General features: G+C 61.5%; 12 protein-coding genes. 4 read left to right on the top strand and 8 right to left on the bottom strand.

Features of this window, described 5'->3' with window-relative positions:
* Positions 1–76: 76 nt before the first annotated feature.
* The 3 genes from betA to betI are packed head-to-tail and all read right to left on the bottom strand — an operon-like array spanning position 77 to position 3,828.
* Positions 77–1,741 carry a choline dehydrogenase gene (gene betA, locus F0319_RS00705; RefSeq protein ID WP_127729938.1) on the bottom strand — a complete coding sequence of 555 codons (1,665 nt, stop codon included), beginning with the start codon at positions 1,739–1,741 and terminating at the stop codon, positions 77–79.
* Between the two features lie 13 nt (positions 1,742–1,754).
* Positions 1,755–3,227 carry a betaine-aldehyde dehydrogenase gene (gene betB, locus F0319_RS00700; RefSeq protein ID WP_149366055.1) on the bottom strand — a complete coding sequence of 491 codons (1,473 nt, stop codon included), beginning with the start codon at positions 3,225–3,227 and terminating at the stop codon, positions 1,755–1,757.
* A gap of 13 nt (positions 3,228–3,240) precedes the next feature.
* Entirely contained in the window at positions 3,241–3,828 is a 588-nt protein-coding gene (betI, locus tag F0319_RS00695) for a transcriptional regulator BetI (protein WP_111964437.1), read from the bottom strand.
* 128 nt (positions 3,829–3,956) lie between these two features.
* Here betI and betT point away from each other — a divergent pair, with 128 nt between their 5' ends.
* Positions 3,957–5,990 carry a choline BCCT transporter BetT gene (gene betT / locus F0319_RS00690; RefSeq protein WP_029741651.1) on the top strand — a complete coding sequence of 678 codons (2,034 nt, stop codon included), beginning with the start codon at positions 3,957–3,959 and terminating at the stop codon, positions 5,988–5,990.
* A gap of 111 nt (positions 5,991–6,101) precedes the next feature.
* Here betT and entD read toward each other — a convergent pair whose 3' ends face one another.
* Positions 6,102–6,749, bottom strand: coding sequence for an enterobactin synthase subunit EntD (gene entD / locus F0319_RS00685; protein ID WP_149366054.1), 648 nt, complete (start codon positions 6,747–6,749; stop codon positions 6,102–6,104).
* Positions 6,750–6,834: 85 nt separating this feature from the next.
* Positions 6,835–9,084 (bottom strand): TonB-dependent siderophore receptor, encoded by a 2,250-nt coding sequence (locus tag F0319_RS00680; protein ID WP_115874453.1) that lies wholly within the window; start codon positions 9,082–9,084, stop codon positions 6,835–6,837.
* Between the two features lie 144 nt (positions 9,085–9,228).
* Between F0319_RS00680 and fes the strand changes: the two genes are divergently transcribed.
* Genes fes through entF form a run of 3 tightly spaced genes read left to right on the top strand, consistent with a single transcriptional unit; the run spans position 9,229 to position 14,505 of the window.
* A complete protein-coding gene (fes, locus tag F0319_RS00675) occupies positions 9,229–10,428 on the top strand; it encodes an enterochelin esterase (RefSeq protein WP_149366053.1) in 1,200 nt (399 codons plus the stop codon).
* A 10-nt stretch (positions 10,429–10,438) separates the two neighbouring features.
* Positions 10,439–10,651: an MbtH family protein gene (locus tag F0319_RS00670; protein ID WP_149366052.1), complete on the top strand. Its 213-nt coding sequence runs from the start codon at positions 10,439–10,441 to the stop codon at positions 10,649–10,651.
* Positions 10,648–14,505, top strand: coding sequence for an enterobactin non-ribosomal peptide synthetase EntF (gene entF / locus F0319_RS00665; RefSeq protein WP_149366051.1), 3,858 nt, complete (start codon positions 10,648–10,650; stop codon positions 14,503–14,505). The genes F0319_RS00670 and entF overlap by 4 nt, the downstream gene beginning before the upstream one ends.
* 82 nt (positions 14,506–14,587) lie before the next feature.
* On the opposite strand, the gene fepC is transcribed toward entF, so the two are convergent.
* Genes fepC through fepD form a run of 3 tightly spaced genes read right to left on the bottom strand, consistent with a single transcriptional unit; the run spans position 14,588 to position 17,372 of the window.
* Positions 14,588–15,382 carry an iron-enterobactin ABC transporter ATP-binding protein gene (gene fepC / locus F0319_RS00660; protein WP_111964431.1) on the bottom strand — a complete coding sequence of 265 codons (795 nt, stop codon included), beginning with the start codon at positions 15,380–15,382 and terminating at the stop codon, positions 14,588–14,590.
* Entirely contained in the window at positions 15,379–16,368 is a 990-nt protein-coding gene (gene fepG, locus F0319_RS00655) for an iron-enterobactin ABC transporter permease (RefSeq protein ID WP_111964476.1), read from the bottom strand. The genes fepC and fepG overlap by 4 nt, the downstream gene beginning before the upstream one ends.
* Positions 16,368–17,372 (bottom strand): Fe(3+)-siderophore ABC transporter permease, encoded by a 1,005-nt coding sequence (gene fepD / locus F0319_RS00650; protein ID WP_149366050.1) that lies wholly within the window; start codon positions 17,370–17,372, stop codon positions 16,368–16,370. The genes fepG and fepD overlap by 1 nt, the downstream gene beginning before the upstream one ends.
* Positions 17,373–17,465: the final 93 nt, after the last annotated feature.

The following is a 17,465-nucleotide window of genomic DNA, read 5'->3' as shown; positions in this document are numbered from 1 at the left end:
AAAATAAAAAAATTTGGGGTGGGAAGATAAATGCCCTCTCCCTTGAGGGAGAGGGCTCGGGTGAGGGGAAATATCCTCAGCGGCGAACCGGCGCCCCGTTCGCCACATAATACGCAGCCGTGCTCTTCGCCAGCGGCTCGCGCCCGCGAATGGCGTCGGCAATCTTTTCGCCGATCATAATAGTGGTGGCGTTCAGGTTGCCGGTGATGATCTGCGGCATAATCGACGCATCCACCACGCGCAGCCCTTCCAGCCCGTGAACGCGGCCTTCGCCGTCGACTACCGCCATCTCGTCGTAACCCATCTTGCAGGTGCCGCACGGGTGGAACGCGGTTTCGGCGTGGTTACGCACGAACTCGTCCAGCTGCTCGTCGGTCTGGCAGTCAATACCCGGACTGATTTCACGGCCGCGGTACTTGTCCAGCGCGGGCTGGTGCATGATCTCGCGGGTGATGCGGATCGCGTCGCGGAACTCCTGCCAGTCCTGCTCGTGGGACATATAGTTGAACAGGATCGCCGGATGCTGGTGCGGATCGCGCGACTTAATGCGCACGTGCCCACGGCTCGGGGAGCGCATGGAGCCAACGTGGCACTGGAAGCCGTGCTCTTTCACCGCGTTCGAGCCGTTGTAGTTAATCGCCACCGGCAGGAAGTGGTACTGAATGTTCGGCCACTCGAACTCCTCGCGGCTGCGGATAAACCCGCCCGCTTCGAAGTGGTTGCTCGCGCCCACGCCGGTGCCGCCAAACAGCCACTCGGCGCCAATCTTCGGCTGGTTCCACCACTGCAGGGCAGGGTAGAGAGAGACCGGCTCTTTGCATTCATACTGGAGGTACATCTCCAGGTGATCCTGCAGATTTTCCCCCACGCCGGGCAGGTCGTGCACCAGCGGGATATCAAACTGCTTCAGCAGGTCAGCATTGCCCACGCCGGAGCGCTGGAGGATCTGCGGGGAGGCAATCGCCCCGGCGCTCAGCAGCACTTCTTTCTTCGCCGTTGCTTTGGACGGAATGGTGCTTTCGCCCTCCAGCCACTCGACGCCCACGGCGCGCTTGCCGTCAAACAGAATGCGATCGGTCATGGCGTGGGTGCGGATGGTCAGATTCGGACGGGGTTTCGCCTGATCCAGATAGCCGCGCGCGGTGCTGGCGCGTCGGCCCTGCGGCGTGACCGTGCGGTCCATCGGGCCGAAGCCTTCCTGCTGATAGCCGTTGAGATCGTCGGTGCGCGGATAGCCCGCCTGCACGCCCGCTTCCACCATCGCCTCAAACAGCGGGTTCACGCCAGGCTTCGAGGTGGTGACGCTCACCGGACCATCGCCGCCGTGGTAGTCGTTCGGCCCCACGTCGCGCGTCTCTGCCTTGCGGTAGTAGGGCAGGCAGTTGAGGTAGCTCCAGTGCTCCAGACCCGGCTCTTTCGCCCAGTGGTCGAGGTCCATCGCGTTACCGCGGATGTAGCACATGCCGTTGATCAGCGACGAGCCGCCCAGCCCTTTGCCGCGACCGCACTCCATGCGGCGGTTGTTCATGTACGGCTCTGGCTCGGTTTCGTACGCCCAGTTGTAGCGCTTGCCCTGCAGCGGGAACGCCAGCGCGGCGGGCATCTGGGTGCGGAAGTCAAAGCGGTAGTCCGGCCCGCCTGCCTCAAGCAGCAGGACGGTGGTGTTCGGATCTTCAGTCAGTCGTGTAGCCAGCACGTTGCCGGCAGAGCCGGCCCCGATAATGATGTAGTCAAATTGCAAATAAACCTCCCGGTTAAAATATGGACTGGAATTTACCCATCTCAACCTGGATGGACTTCACCTGGGTGTAGCTCTGCAGCGTCATCACGCCGTTCTCGCGACCAATGCCGGAGTGCTTGTAGCCGCCGACCGGCATCTCTGCGGCGGATTCACCCCAGGTGTTGATCCAGCAGATGCCCGCTTCGAGCTGATGAATGGCGCCGTGGGCGCGGTTCAGGTCTGTCGTGACGATGCCCGCCGCCAGACCGTAGTCGGTATCGTTGGCGCGGCGAATCGCTTCTTCATCGGTGTCATAGGTCAGGATGGACATCACCGGGCCGAAGATCTCTTCGCGCACGATGGTCATTTCGTCAGTGCAGTCGGTGAACACGGTCGGGGCTACCCACGCGCCGTTATCGAAGCCTTCGCCCTTCAGCATGTCGCCGCCGCACAGTACGCGCGCGCCTTCCTCTTTGCCTTTGGCGATGTAGCGCATCACGCTGTCGCGGTGCGGGAAGCTGACCATCGGACCAAAGTTGGTGGTTTCATCGAACAGATCGCCCGCGCGGATGCGGCCCACGCGCTCAACGATTTTCTGCTCAAACGCGGCTTTGAACTTAGCCGGAACAAACACGCGGGTGCCGTTGGTACACACCTGGCCGGAGCTGAAGAAGTTGGCCATCATGGCGATGTCCGCCGCGAGATCGAGATCCGCATCGTCAAAAATAATCAGCGGCGATTTGCCGCCCAGCTCCATCGTCACCTCTTTCAGGGACGAGGCCGCCGAGTTGGCCATCACTTTTTTTCCGCTGGCGACGCCGCCGGTAAAGGAGACTTTGGCGATGCCCGGATGCTCGGTCAGGTACTGGCCGGTCTCCGCGCCCACGCCCGGCAGGACGTTAAACACGCCGTCCGGAACGCCCGCTTCGGTGTAGATCTCTGCAAGCTTCAGGGCGGTGAGCGGGGTCACTTCGCTCGGCTTGAAGATCATTGCGTTGCCCGCCGCCAGCGCCGGGGCGGATTTCCACAGGGCTATCTGGATCGGGTAGTTCCACGCGCCGATGCCCGCCACCACGCCCAGCGGCTCGCGGCGGGTGTAGACGAACGAGGTCTCACGCAGCGGGATCTGGCTGCCTTCCAGCGCCGGGATCAGCCCCGCGTAGTACTCCAGCACGTCCGCGCCGGTGACAATGTCGACGGTTGAGGTTTCGGAATACGCTTTACCGGTGTCGAGGGTTTCCAGCTTCGCCAGCTCGTCGTTGCGCTCGCGCAGGATACCAACGGCGCGACGCAGGATGCGCGAGCGCTCCATGGCGGTCATCGCCGCCCAGACTTTTTGCCCGCGCGTTGCGCTTTCTACGGCGCGATCGACGTCCTCGCGCCCGGCGGCCTGTACGGTCGCCAGGACTTCACCGTTGGCCGGGTTGATGGTCTCGAAGGTGCGACCGCTGGTGGCCGATGTATAACCACCATTGATATAAAGCTGCTGTTCTGCCATTCGGGACATAAATTCTCCTCGGTTATTCGGTCGGTAAATGCTGGCTGATAAAGTGGCTGGTCAGTGACTGGGCCTGGGTCTTATCCAGCGGTTTGCCACTCAGCGCGGCGCGCAGCCACAGCCCGTCGATCAGCGCCGCCAGGCCGTAGCCCGCCTCCTGGGCCTGTTCGCGCGGAAGCTCGCGGCGGAACTCGTACACCAGGTTCGACAGCAGGCGGCGGCTGCTCACCTGCTGCAGGCGGTAGAGCATCGGCTGGTGCATGCTGCTCGCCCAGAAGGCCAGCCAGGCCTTCATTGCCGCGCCGCTGGTCTGGGTTTCATCAAAATTGCCGCCGACAATCGCCTGCAGACGCTGCTCCGCGCTGCCGTTCGGCAGGGCGTGCAGGCGGCTCAAAACCGCGTCGCGCAGCTGGCCGGTGATGTCGCGCATGGTCGCTTCCAGCAGACCGTTTTTGTCTTTGAAGTAGTGACTGATGATCCCCGTGGAAACGCCCGCCCGACGGGCGATCTGCGCGATCGTCGCGTCATGCATTCCCACTTCATTTATTGCTTCCAGCGTGGCGTCGATAAGCTGCCTGCGCCGGATCGGCTGCATCCCCACTTTGGGCATTGTTGCCACTCCATTCATCAGCTTTGGTTATACATTAAAGCGGTTTTTGATTGGACGTTCAATATAAAATGTGTCTTAATTGTTGCGGATTTGGATTTTAATAGTTACAAAAACAGTGAGGATACTGGATGACAGACCTTTCACAGGACAGAGAAAAAGACAAAATCAACCCGGTCGTTTTTTATACGTCCGCCGGGCTGATTTTGTTGTTTTCCCTGACGACGATCTTCTTTCGTGATTTTTCTGCCGAGTGGATTGGGCGCACCCTGAACTGGGTGTCGAAGACCTTCGGCTGGTACTACCTGCTGGCGGCGACGCTCTATATTGTCTTCGTGGTCTGCATTGCCTGCTCGCGCTTTGGTTCGGTAAAGCTCGGGCCTGAGCAGTCCAAGCCCGAGTTCAGCCTGCTGAGCTGGGCCGCAATGCTGTTTGCCGCAGGCATCGGCATCGACCTGATGTTCTTCTCCGTGGCGGAACCGGTCACGCAGTATATGCAGCCGCCGGAAGGGGCAGGGCAGACGATGGAGGCCGCGCGCCAGGCGATGGTCTGGACGCTCTTCCACTACGGACTGACGGGCTGGTCGATGTACGCCCTGATGGGCATGGCGCTGGGATACTTTAGCTATCGTTATAATTTACCCCTCACCATCCGCTCTGCGCTCTACCCGATCTTCGGTAAAAAGATTAACGGCCCGATTGGCCACAGCGTCGACATTGCGGCAGTGATCGGCACCATCTTCGGCATCGCGACAACGCTCGGGATCGGCGTGGTGCAGCTCAACTACGGGCTGAGCGTGCTGTTTGATATTCCGGACTCGATGGCGGCGAAAGCGGCGCTGATTGCGCTCTCCGTCATTATCGCCACCATTTCGGTGACGTCGGGCGTCGATAAAGGCATCCGCGTGCTCTCCGAGCTGAACGTGGCGCTGGCGCTGGGCCTGATCCTGTTCGTGCTGTTTATGGGGGATACCTCATTCCTGCTCAATGCCTTAGTGCTGAACGTGGGCGACTACGTGAACCGCTTTATGGGCATGACGCTGAACAGCTTCGCCTTTGACCGCCCGGTGGAGTGGATGAACAACTGGACGCTGTTCTTCTGGGCGTGGTGGGTCGCGTGGTCGCCGTTTGTCGGCCTGTTCCTCGCGCGCATTTCGCGTGGCCGCACCATTCGTCAGTTCGTAATGGGCACGCTGATTATCCCGTTCACCTTTACCCTGCTGTGGCTGTCGATTTTCGGCAACAGCGCGCTGCACGAGATCATCCACGGCAATGCAACCTTCGCGCAGGAAGCGATGGCGCACCCGGAGCGCGGCTTCTACAGCCTGCTGGCGCAGTACCCGGCGTTTACCTTTAGCGCCTCCGTGGCGACCATCACCGGCCTGCTGTTTTACGTCACCTCGGCGGACTCCGGTGCGCTGGTGCTGGGCAACTTCACCTCGAAGCTCAAAGACATCAACAGCGACGCGCCGAACTGGCTGCGCATCTTCTGGTCCGTCGCCATCGGCCTGCTGACGCTCGGCATGCTAATGACCAACGGCATCTCGGCGCTGCAGAACACCACGGTGATCATGGGGCTGCCGTTCAGCTTCGTCATCTTCTTTGTCATGGCCGGGCTGTATAAATCGCTCAAGGTGGAAGACTACCGCCGCGTCAGCGCCAGCCGCGACACCGCGCCGCGTCCGATGGGGGCGCAGGACAGGCTGAGCTGGAAGAAACGCCTGTCGCGCCTGATGAATTACCCGGGCACGCGCTACACCAAACAGATGATGGAGACCGTCTGCTTCCCTGCGATGGAAGAGGTGGCGCAGGAGCTTAAGCTGCGTGGCGCCTACGTGGAGCTCAAAAATCTGCCGCCGGAGGAGGGCGAGACCCTGGGGCACCTGGATCTGCTGGTGCACATGGGCGACGAGCAGAACTTTGTCTACCAGATCTGGCCGCAGCAGTACTCGGTGCCCGGGTTTACCTACCGGGCGCGCAGCGGGAAGTCGACCTACTACCGGCTGGAGACCTTCCTGCTGGAAGGAAGCCAGGGGAATGATTTGATGGACTACAGCAAGGAGCAGGTGATTACCGACATCCTGGATCAGTATGAACGGCACCTGAACTTTATCCATCTTCACAGGGAAGCGCCGGGTAATAGCGTGATGTTCCCGGATGTTTGAGCCTTGATCTGAAGAACGTATAAAGGCATCGCCGCTGTCCTCATGCCGGGTGGCACTGCGCTTACCCGGCCTACAAACCGCTTTACTGTAGGCCTGATAAGCGTTGCGCCATCAGGCTTTTAGCAGTGTCCACACGCTCGTATCATTATTCTGCCAGATGAGGGTGAAGCGTTTACCCTCAGGATAGTCTCCAGCCGGGTGCGAAAGCGCCAGCGTGATTGTTTTTTCCGTTAACTCTGTGACTCTCGCCCACTCAAACCCCATAAAAGTCTTCACCTGCGGAAAGAACGCCTTAAACAAACTTTCTTTGGCGCTGAATGCAAGCGTCAACGCCAGCGCAAAGGGGTAGCCCGAGCGCGTCAGGCACATCGCTTCCTGTGCATTAATGATGCCGTCCTGGATTTCTCGGGCTTCACGGTCAGGAAGAATGGCTTCGCAATCAATACCCACAAGCGCGTCTGGATAACGCACGGCAACCGCAATCGCCTGCGTGCCGCTGTGGGTGATGCTCCCTGAGACGCCTTCCGGCCAGAGCGGTTCACCGCTGGGGCCGATGCCGGGGACGGTGTGCTCAGGTAAGGCATGTGCGGCGGCAATGCGGCCTGCCAGATGCTCGGCTTTGCGTTTGCGTCCGGCTTTTGAAAGCTCTGCGTGATGGGGGAGCCAGAGAAGATCGGCGTCTGTGAAGGTGGTTGGGTCGAAGGTGACGTGGTGTACGGTATGGCCGGCGAGAATGAACGTGCGGTGGGTGGTGTGCATGGTTTCCCCTCTATCAATAAATAGTGCGGCCTGATGCCCTCACCCAGCCCTCTCCCACAGGGAGAGGGAGGCGTTGTTGCCTTTATCAGAATCGCGTATTTACGCTCATATACCACGTGCGGCCTGGCTCATTATAGGTATAAGCCCCCGCGCCGTACATATACGCGCCGGTGGTGGCGTTCCCGGTCGTCTGGGCATTACCCGCACGCCACTGGCGCTTGTCGAAGACGTTATCCACGCCGCCGGTCAGGCTGACATTTTTGGTCATGTCCCAGGTCGCGCTAAGGCCAACGATGCTGTACGGACTGACCTCGTCTTTTTCAGACCCGGTCACAGGCTGACCTTTGTAGTTGTACTTCTTCGGCTGCTGCTTGCCGTACCAGGTAAAGGTCGACTGGAGCGACACGTCCTGATGAACCTGCCAGCTCAGGGTCGAGTTCAGCGTGTACTCTGGAATAATCGACAGACGATCGCCGGTCTCCTTGTTCTTGCTCTGCAGCATGTATGTAATATTGTTGGTCCAGTTAATGGTGTCGCTGACCGGTACGTTCAGGGAGCCTTCCAGCCCCTCGACCACCGCCTTCGGTACGTTTTCCCACTGGTAGATATCCGTCTTCACTTTACCGGACGAGGTGTGACCGATCGGCGCGTAGCCCGCTTCGATCTTGTCGCGGTAGTCGTTACGGAACCAGGTCACGCCCGCCAGCCAGCCGTCGCGTTTCCACTCCAGGCCAATCTCTTTGTTGATGCTGGTTTCGGCCTTAAGGTCGTCGTTACCCATCATGTAGCAGCCCACGCCGTCGGAGCTGGCGTAGCAGCCCTGACCTTTACTGTAGAGCAGGTAGTTCGGGTTGGTCTGGTACAGGCTCGGCGCTTTGTAGGCGCGGGCGATCCCCATCTTCAGCGTGAAGTCATCCCCCAGACCCTGCGACAGGTTAAGTGACGGGCTCCAGTTGTTGCCGACGATGGTGTGATGGTCGAAGCGCAGGGCAGGGGTCAGCATGGTGCTGTCGGTCAGCTCCATGTTGTTCTCGGCGAACAGCGAGAAAATCTCTGCCGAGGTGTACGGGCTGCGGTCGTTGCTCATGCCCGGAATGATGCCGCCCTGCTGGGTTTGCGTGAAGGAGGTGGAGTCCTTCATACGCTGCTGGTTCCACTCGGTGCCCAGCGTCAGGTTCTGGTTAACGAGGAAATCAATCGGCAGGTTGATTTCACTGTGCAGCATCACGTCGGCCAGATCGGTGTCGGTGAATTTATTACTGTTGAACAGGCCTTCCAGACCGCCCGCCAGCCCTTCGCCCAGACGGGAGTTGCGGGTGTGCTCGTACTGTGCCCAGTTGCTGGTCGTGATGCCGTTATCCCAGCCGCCGTTCCAGGTCACCGCGAAGTTCTGGCGATAGATACGGTTGGTCTCTTTGCCGTAGTTCTTCTTCACCAGGCCGCTGGAGCTGTTGTCGTTGTTGGTGTTCTGGGTATCACCGGCGTAGAGGTTATTCTGACGGCTGTAGCCCGCCTCAAATTCCAGGGACTGCATCGGCGCAAAGTCCCAGCGCACCACGCCGTTGATGTCTTTATTTTCCACCCCTTCACGGCCCGCGGGCAGCGTGTCGGCGTAGGCACCGGTTCGGTCAGACTGGTGACCCTGGTTGATGTCCCACGCGTCGGCCTGGGTTTTGTCCAGGTTACCGAACATGCGGAAGCTGAAGTCGCCGCCCAGCGGGCCGCTCAGGCTGAAGTTGGTGCGTTTGGTGGAACCTTCATCCTTGTGCTCAGGCGCATTCAGGTAGGTGTTCCAGGATCCGTGCCACTGGTCGTCGAATTTTTTGGTGATGATGTTCACTACGCCGCCTGCCGCGCCGTTGCCGTAGCGCGCGGCGGCCGGACCGCGGATCACTTCGATGCGCTCGATCATCTCCGGCGGCACCCAGCCGGTATCGCCGCGGGTGTCGCGCTCGCCGCGCCAGCCCAGACGGATGGAGTTACGGCTGGTCACCGGCTTGCCGTCGATCAGGATCAGGGTGTTTTCTGGCCCCATGCCGCGGATATCAATCTGACGGTTATTCCCGCGCTGGCCGCTGGTGGAGTTACCGGTCAGGTTAACGCCCGGCATGGTGCGGATGATTTCCGCCACGTCCCGCGCGGGCGGGTTTTTGCGGATCTCATCGGCGGTGATGGTCGATACCCCCGGCGCCTGCAGATTCTGCTCGGCGGCGGTGATCACCATCGTGTCTTCGTGCTGCGCAGAGGCGGTGTTGTCGTCTGCCAGAGCGGGCAGCGCGACGCCGTAAATCCCTAAATTGACCAGCAAGGCCAGAGAGTGAATCTTCTTATTCATTGTACGTCCTGCTTTTGTGGTTGTTTTATGAGCGCTTCCCACAGCGCGGGCACTACGCTATTGCAAATGCAAATAGTTATCAATAATATTATCAATAAAATTTGCTCTGAAACAAAAAAGACTGTTAAACATGAGGTTATAAGGGTGACGGCGTTAACAACGGGAAGTGAGGCGTGGTGGCAGTCTAAAAACGGGCCTGAATGGAAGCCGGAAAAGGGAAAATATCGCGTCACGTTCTGGTGGCGTGACCCGGCAGGAACGCAAACAACGTCACCGATCAAACGCGTCTGGCTCTACGTCACCGGCGTGACCGATCATCACCAAAATGCCCGTCCGCAGTCCCTCAAACGCATTCCCGATACCGACGTCTGGCAGTGGCAGGGTGAGTTCAGCCCCGAGTGGCGCGGAAGCTACTGCTTTATCCCCTCTGTGAATGAAAACGATTTTGCCAGCGTCGTGTTTGAAGGCGAGCAGCCGGAACGCATGGCGCTGCGCGAGGGCTGGCGCAAGCTGCTGCCGCACGCGGTTTCAGACCCGCTGAATCCGCAGAGCTGGCGCGGCGGGCGCGGCCATGCCGTCTCCGCGCTGGAGATGCCGGACGCGCCGGTTCAGCCGGGCTGGAATCATCCCGATACGCCGTATCAACCTCCGATTTGCATTGAGTGGGAAAGCGCGCGCCTGAAAAATCGCCGCCGCATCTGGATTTTCACCTCCGGGGGCGACAACCCGGAACGTCCGCTGGCGGTGCTGCTCGACGGGCAGTTCTGGGCCGAAAGCATGCCGGTCTGGCCTGCGCTGGCGTCTCTCACCGCCGAGCGCAAATTACCGCCTGCGGTCTACGTCTTAATCGATGTTATCGACATGCAGCATCGCAACCGCGAGCTGCCGTGCAATCCCGATTTCTGGCTGGCGGTGCAGGAAGAACTTCTCCCCCTTGTCCAAAAAAGCGCGCCGTTCAGCGACCGCGCCGACCGTACGGTGGTCGCAGGGCAAAGCTTTGGCGGGCTCGCGTCTCTTTATGCAGGCCTCAACTGGCCGCAGCGTTTTGGTTGCGTGCTCAGCCAGTCCGGCTCCTACTGGTGGCCGCACCGCGGCGGGCAGCAGGACGGGCTGTTAATCGAACTACTTAAAGCCGGTGAAATATCCCCTCGCGGGCTACGCATCATTCTTGAAGCCGGGCGCAACGAGCCGCTCATCTTCCGCGCGAATCAGGCGATTTACGCCGAACTGCACACGCACCAACCGGTTATCTGGCGTCAGGTTGACGGCGGACACGATGCGCTTTGCTGGCGCGGTGGGCTGACGCAGGGGCTGATGACCCTCTGGCAGCCGCTTATTCACTAACGGAGTCTGTATGGAATTCAGCAATCCTTTCGATAATCCGCAGGGACAGTTCGCCATTTTGCAAAATGACCAGGGGCAGTACAGCCTGTGGCCGCAGCAGTGCGAACTGCCGGCAGGGTGGCGCGTAGTGTGCGAAGCACAGTCTCAGGAGGCGTGCCAGCAGTGGCTGGCGGAGTACTGGCAAACGCTTGAGCCGTCTCACTTTGCGGGAGAGAACGCATGAACCGTCTTCCTCTCGTCGCTGCCCAGCCGGGTATCTGGATGGCGGAACAGCTGTCCACGCTGCCAAACGCCTGGAGCGTGGCGCACTACACCGAGCTGAAAGGCGATATTGATGCGCCACTGCTGGCAAAAGCCATTGCCGCAGGCATGATGCAGGCCGATACCCTGCGCATGCGCTTTGCGGAAGAAAACGGTGAGGTGTGGCAGTGGGTGGATGACACCTTCATTCTGCCGGAACCGCCCGTTGTTCGCGTTGATTCCCACGCCGCCGCCGTGGCGCTGATGGAATCCGATCTTAACCAGAACCTGCGCGTCGACAGCGGCCAGCCGCTGGCGTTTCACCAGCTGATTCAGGTCGGTGAAAACCACTGGTACTGGTATCAGCGCTATCACCATCTGGTGGTGGATGGCTTCAGCTTCCCGGCCATTACCCGGCAGATAGCCGCGATTTATGCCTCGTGGAAAAAGGGCGAAACCACGCCTGAATCCCCGTTTACGCCTTTTGAAGAGGTAGTGGGCGAGTACCAGCGCTATCGCGACAGCGAGGCGTACCGGCGCGACGGCGCGTTCTGGGCCGAGCAGCGTAAACAGCTGCCTTCTCCGGTCTCGCTCTCTTCCGCGCCGCTGCCTGGACGCGCTGCCGCGACCGATATTCTTCGCCTGAAGGTTGACGCCGACGGTCGCGCCTTTAGCCAGCTTGCGCAGGCGGCAGGGCAGACGCAGCGTACTGAACTGGCGCTTGCGCTGGTGGCGCTGTGGCTGGGCCGTCTTACCGGACGCCTGGACTACGCCGCCGGGTTTATCTTTATGCGCCGCATGGGGTCTGCCGCGCTGACCGCAACCGGCCCGGTGCTTAACGTCCTGCCGCTGGCGGTCAATATCAATCCGCAGGAGAGCCTGCCCTCGCTGGCGCTGCGCCTGGCGAACCAGCTGAAAAAAATGCGCCGCCACCAGCGCTACGACGCCGAGCAGATCGTGCGCGACAGTGGGAAAGCGGCGGGCGATGAAGCGCTGTTTGGTCCCGTGCTGAACGTTAAAGTGTTCGACTACCAGCTGGATATCGACGGCGTGGAGGCCATCACCCACACGCTGGCGACCGGCCCGGTGAACGATCTGGAGCTGGCGCTGTTCCCGGACGAGCAGGGCGGGTTGGGCATTGAGATCCTCGCCAATAAACAGCGCTACGACGAGGCGACGCTGACGCGTCACGTCGCGCGCCTGAACGCGATGCTGGTGCAGTTTGCTACCAACCCGGACCTGCGCTGTGGTGAAGTGGAAACCGTTTCTGAACAGGAATACGCGCAGCTTGCGCGCATCAACGATACCGGACTGGCGCTGCCGTCCACTACGCTCGCGGATCTGGTGGCGGAACAGGCGAGCAAAACGCCGGACGCCCTGGCGCTGGCGGATGCGCATAATGAGCTGAACTATCGCCAGATGCGCGAGCAGGTCATCGCGCTGGCAAACCTGCTGCGCGCGCGCGGCGTGAAGCCGGGCGACAGCGTGGCGGTGGCCCTGCCGCGCTCGGTGTTCCTGACGTTAGCACTGCACGGCATTGTGGAGGCGGGCGCCGCGTGGCTGCCGCTCGACACCGGCTACCCGGACGATCGCCTGCGGATGATGCTGGAGGATGCGAAGCCGTCCCTGCTTATTACCACTGACGAACAGCTTTCGCGCTTTAGCGATCTTTCCGTCGAGACGTTTAGTTACAACACGCTATTACCGACCGCGGGTGCTGAGCCGCTGCGGCTGGCGAAGCCGGAGCAGACGGCGTACATCATCTTTACCTCCGGCTCGACCGGGCGTCCAAAAGGGGTCATGGTCGGCCATACCGCTATCGTCAACCGCCTGAAGTGGATGCAGGATCGCTACCCTCTGAACGCGAACGACGTGGTGGCGCAGAAAACGCCGTGCAGCTTTGACGTGTCGGTGTGGGAGTTCTGGTGGCCGTTTATCGCCGGGGCGAAGCTGGTGATGGCCGAGCCGGACGCGCACCGCGATCCACAGGCGATGCAGAGCTTCTTCGCCCACTACGGCGTGACCACCACCCACTTCGTGCCGTCGATGCTGGCGGCGTTTGTTGCCTCACTGACGCCGGAAAACGTCGACTGCTGCAAAACGCTTAAGCAGGTGTTCTGCAGCGGCGAAGCGCTGCCGACGGAACTGTGCCGCGAGTGGGAACAGCTGACCCACGTGCCGCTGCACAACCTCTATGGCCCGACGGAAGCGGCGGTAGACGTCAGCTGGTATCCGGCGTATGGCCCTGAGCTGGCGGCAGTTGCAGGCAACAGCGTGCCGATCGGCTTCCCGGTGTGGAACACGGGCCTGCGCATTCTGGATGCCATGATGCGCCCGGTGCCGTTCGGCGTGGCGGGCGATCTCTACCTCACCGGCATTCAGCTGGCGCAGGGATATCTGGGCCGTCCGGACCTCACCGCCAGCCGCTTTATTGCTGACCCGTTCGCTCCCGGCGAGCGCATGTACCGCACCGGCGACGTTGCCCGCTGGCTGGATAACGGCGCGGTGGAATATCTCGGCCGCAGCGACGATCAGCTAAAAATTCGCGGTCAGCGCATTGAGCTGGGCGAAATCGACCGGGCGATGCTGTCGCTGCCGGACGTGGCCCAGGCTGTGGCGCACGCCTGCGTCTTCAACCAGGCGGCTGCAACGGGTGGCGATGCCCGCCAGCTGGTGGGGTACGTGGTTTCTGAGTCCGGTTTACCGCTGGATCGCGATGCGCTGCTGGAATCACTCAAAGCCCAGTTGCCGCCGCATATGGTGCCGGTGGTGCTGCTGCAAATCAGCGCGATGCCGCTGAGCGCCAACGGCAAGCTTGACCGCAAGGCGCTGCCGCTGCCGGAACTGACCCGCAATACCTCCGGGCGGGCGCCGGAAAGCGAAACCGAAATCGCCGTCGCGCAGGCTTTTACCGCGCTGCTGGGCTGCGAGATCAATGACATCGAGGCGGATTTCTTTGCCCTCGGCGGCCACTCGCTGCTGGCCATGCGTCTGGCGGCGCAGCTTAGCCGCACGTTCAACCGTAAGGTGACGCCGGGGCAAATTATGGTTGCCTCCACGGTGAGCAAGCTTAGCGCGCTGTTGGATTCGGCGATGAGCGACGAGCTGGCGCAGCGTCTGGGGTTTGAAACGCTTCTGCCGCTGCGTGAGAGCGACGGCCCGACGCTGTTCTGCTTCCATCCGGCGTCCGGCTTCGCCTGGCAGTTTAGCGTCCTGGCGCGCTATCTCAGCCCACGCTGGTCAATCGTCGGCATTCAGTCGCCGCGCCCGGACGGCCCGATGCAGCAGTGCGCGGATCTCAATGGGGTGATCGAACATCATCTGAACACGTTGCGTAAGCAGCAGCCGCAGGGGCCGTATTACCTGTTCGGTTATTCCCTCGGCGGCACGCTGGCGCAGGGTATTGCGGCCCGCCTGCGCGAGCAGGGTGAAGAGGTGTCGTTCCTCGGCCTGCTGGATACCTGGCCGCCGGAAACCCAGAACTGGGCGGAAAAAGAGGCTAACGGTCTCGACCCGGCGGTGCTGGCGGAGATCGAACGCGAGCGTCATGCGTTTATCGCCGCCCAGCAGGGACAGGGCTCCAGCGAGCTGTTTAACGCCATTGAGGGCAACTACGCCGATGCGGTGCGGCTGCTCACCACAGCGCACAGTTCACGCTTTGACGGTAAAGCGACGCTGTTTGTCGCCGAACGTACGCGAACGATGGATCCGCATACGGCCTGGATGCCGTGGGGGGGGGAGCTGGAGGTCTACAGCCAGGACTGCGCCCACGTGGATATCATTTCACCGCAGGCGTTTGAAAAGATTGGGCCGGTGTTGAAGGAAATTTTAGGATAGTGCAAATGCCCGGTGGCGCTGCGCTTACCGGGCCTACGGGAGCTAAATGTAGGCCGGGTAAGGCGTAGCCGCCACCCGGCTATTACCGCCGACCTAACGGCACCACCAGCGGCGTACCCGCCACCGGATCGTCGATTATCATGCAGCGCATGCCGTAGATCCGCTCTATAAGCTCCTGCGTGACAATCTCTTTCGGCGCACCCTGGGCCACAATCTCACCGTCCCGCAAGGCAATCAGGTGCGTGGCGTAGCGGCATGCCTGGTTTAAATCGTGCAGTACCGCCGCCAGGGTGTACCCCTGCGTGCGGTTCAGCTCGCTCAGCAGCTCCAGCAGGTCAATCTGATGGCTGATGTCCAGCCACGTTGTCGGCTCGTCCAGCAGCATGATCGACGTCTCCTGCGCCAGCACCATCGCAATCCACGCTCGCTGACGCTGGCCGCCGGAGAGGGTGTCCACGCTCTGCCGGGCGAGATCGGCGATCCCCGTCGCCTGCATCGCGCGGTTCACCGCCTCGTCGTCCTCTTTACGCCAGCGGGTAAACAGCGGCTGGTGCGGGTAGCGCCCGCGCGAGACCAGCTCCTGCACCGTGATGTCCCCCGGCGTAGTGGCGTTTTGGGCCAGCAGCCCGATGCGGCGTGCCACCTCTTTGCTGGCGAAGCGCTGGATCTGCTCCCCGTCGAGGAAGACGCTGCCTTCCACCGGCGTCATCAGGCGGCTCAGCGTGCGCAGCAGGGTAGATTTGCCGCAGCCGTTCGGGCCGATAATTGCCGTGAAGTGGCCGTCCGGAATGGCAACGGTTAAGTCTCGGGCAATGATTTTTTTGCCGTAGCCGAGGGTGAGATGTTCGCCGCGCAAGCGGGTGGTTGTATCTGTCATTTCTTGCGTGACTCCTGAACGAGCAAGACGATGAGGTAAATCCCGCCGAGGCTGACGGTCACTACGCCCACCGGCAGTTGATAAGGCATAAACAGCTGTTGGGCGCAGAGATCGGCGGCCAGCAGCAGCAGCGCGCCGCACAGCGCCGCCTGGGTTAATCCCCAGCGCGCCGTCCCGCTAAGACGTCGCGCGATATGCGGTGCCACGAGGGCGATAAACGAGATTGGCCCGGCGATCGCCGTAGAGGCTGCGGTCAGCAGTACGGCGACCAGCATCAGCATCAGGCGCGAGCGCTCGACGCTCACGCCCAGCGCGCAGGCGCTGTCGTCGCCCATCTCCAGCAGCCGCATGCGGCGAACCAGCAGCAGCGCGCCGATAAACATCAGCACAAGCAGCGGCGCGGCGGGCCAGGTTTTGCCCCACGTCAGGCCGTTAAGGGAACCTGCGTACCACAGCCCGGCGGAAAGCGCCGTTTCCAGCGAGGCCTGCAGCAGCAGCCAGGTATTGAAGGCCATCAGCATCGCACGTACGCCGATACCGATAATGATCAGCCGGAAGGTATCGATGCCGTTGCGCCAGGCCAGCAGCCAGATAACCAGCGACGTCAGAATGCCGCCCGCCATTGCCGTAAAGGTGATGGCCGTCAGGTGCTGGCCGAACAGCACCATCGCCACCAGCACGCCGCTCCAGGCCCCGGTGTTGAGGCCCATCACGTCCGGGCTGCCGAGCGGGTTGCGCATCAGCGACTGGAATATCGCACCGCTGACGCCGAGCGCCGCACCTACCAGAATCGCCATCGCCACGCGCGGCAGGCGCCATTCGGTGACAACCATGGTGATATTGCGCGGCGCGCTGCCGAGCAGGGCGTTAAGCACCTGAGAAAAATCGAGCGTTACCGCGCCGCTGCGCAGGCTCCAGACCGCCAGCAGCAGAATGAGGATACTTAGCAGCGAGACGCTGGTGAGTAAACGACGGGACGGGGCCATCATGCGCCACCTCCGCGTCTACGACGAACCAGGAAGATCAGCACCGGCGCGCCGATAAAGGCGCTGACCACCGAGACGCGCAGCTCGCCCGGCACCAGCAGGCGACCCAGCACGTCGGCAAACAGCAGCAGCGCAGGAGTAGCCAGCAGCGTGACCGGCAGCGACCAGCGGTGATCCGTCCCCACCAGCCAGCGCGCCATGTGCGGCATCATCAGGCCGATAAAGGCAATCGGACCGACCACGGCGGTCGCGCTGCCGCACAGGACGGTGATGGCAAGCAGGCCAATCAGCTGCGTGCGCGCCACGCGGTTGCCTAGAGCGGTAGCGGTGTCGCTGCCGAGGCTCAGGCTGTTCAGCGCCCGGCTTAAAAACAGCGCCACGGCGGCAGCAATAATGACCGGGAACGCCACCACTTTCAGGGTTTCAAGGGTGCGGATATCCAGCGAGCCGGCCTGCCAGAAGCGCAGCTGGTCGTAGACGTCCGGGTTGAGCAGGGCGATGCCGTTAGATAAGCCTTCCAGCACCGCCGCGAGCGCCACGCCCGCCAGCGTCAGGCGTACCGGACTCAGCTGGCCGCCGCCCTGGCTGCCGGTAAATGCCACTAGCAGCGAGGCGGCCAGCGCGCCGCAGAAAGCCATCGCCAGCTGTTCAGAGGGAGAAGTAAACCCAAACAACGCCGCGCCGAGGACGATGGCAAAACTGGCGCCAGAGTTAACGCCGAGAATACCGGGGTCCGCCAGCGGATTGCGGGTGAGGGTTTGCATCAGGGCACCGGCAAGGCCGAGTGCACCACCGGCCAGCAGCCCGGCAAGGGTGCGGGGTAGGCGAGCGTCGAGCACGATAGTGCAGTCAGCGCTCTGGCAGGTGCCGGAGAGTGCATCAACGATGACGGACGCGGGAAGCGGCTTCGCGCCGACCAGCAGGCTGAGTGCAGTCGCAAGGATCAACAGCAGCAATAAAACGGGCACGGCAATGGCGCGCACCGAAGAAGAGGAAAACGACATAGCAACATCCATGATTTGATAATGATAGTGATTATCGTTATCTATCTTATTTGGCTATGTTAGCATGTGCGCCCATGGAATGGGTAGAATTAC

This window comes from Enterobacter vonholyi (genome assembly GCF_008364555.1).
GTDB classification, from domain to species: Bacteria; Pseudomonadota; Gammaproteobacteria; order Enterobacterales; family Enterobacteriaceae; genus Enterobacter; species Enterobacter vonholyi.
The sequence above is the reverse complement of the archived record's forward strand: the minus strand, read 5'-3'. Positions and strand labels throughout refer to the sequence as shown.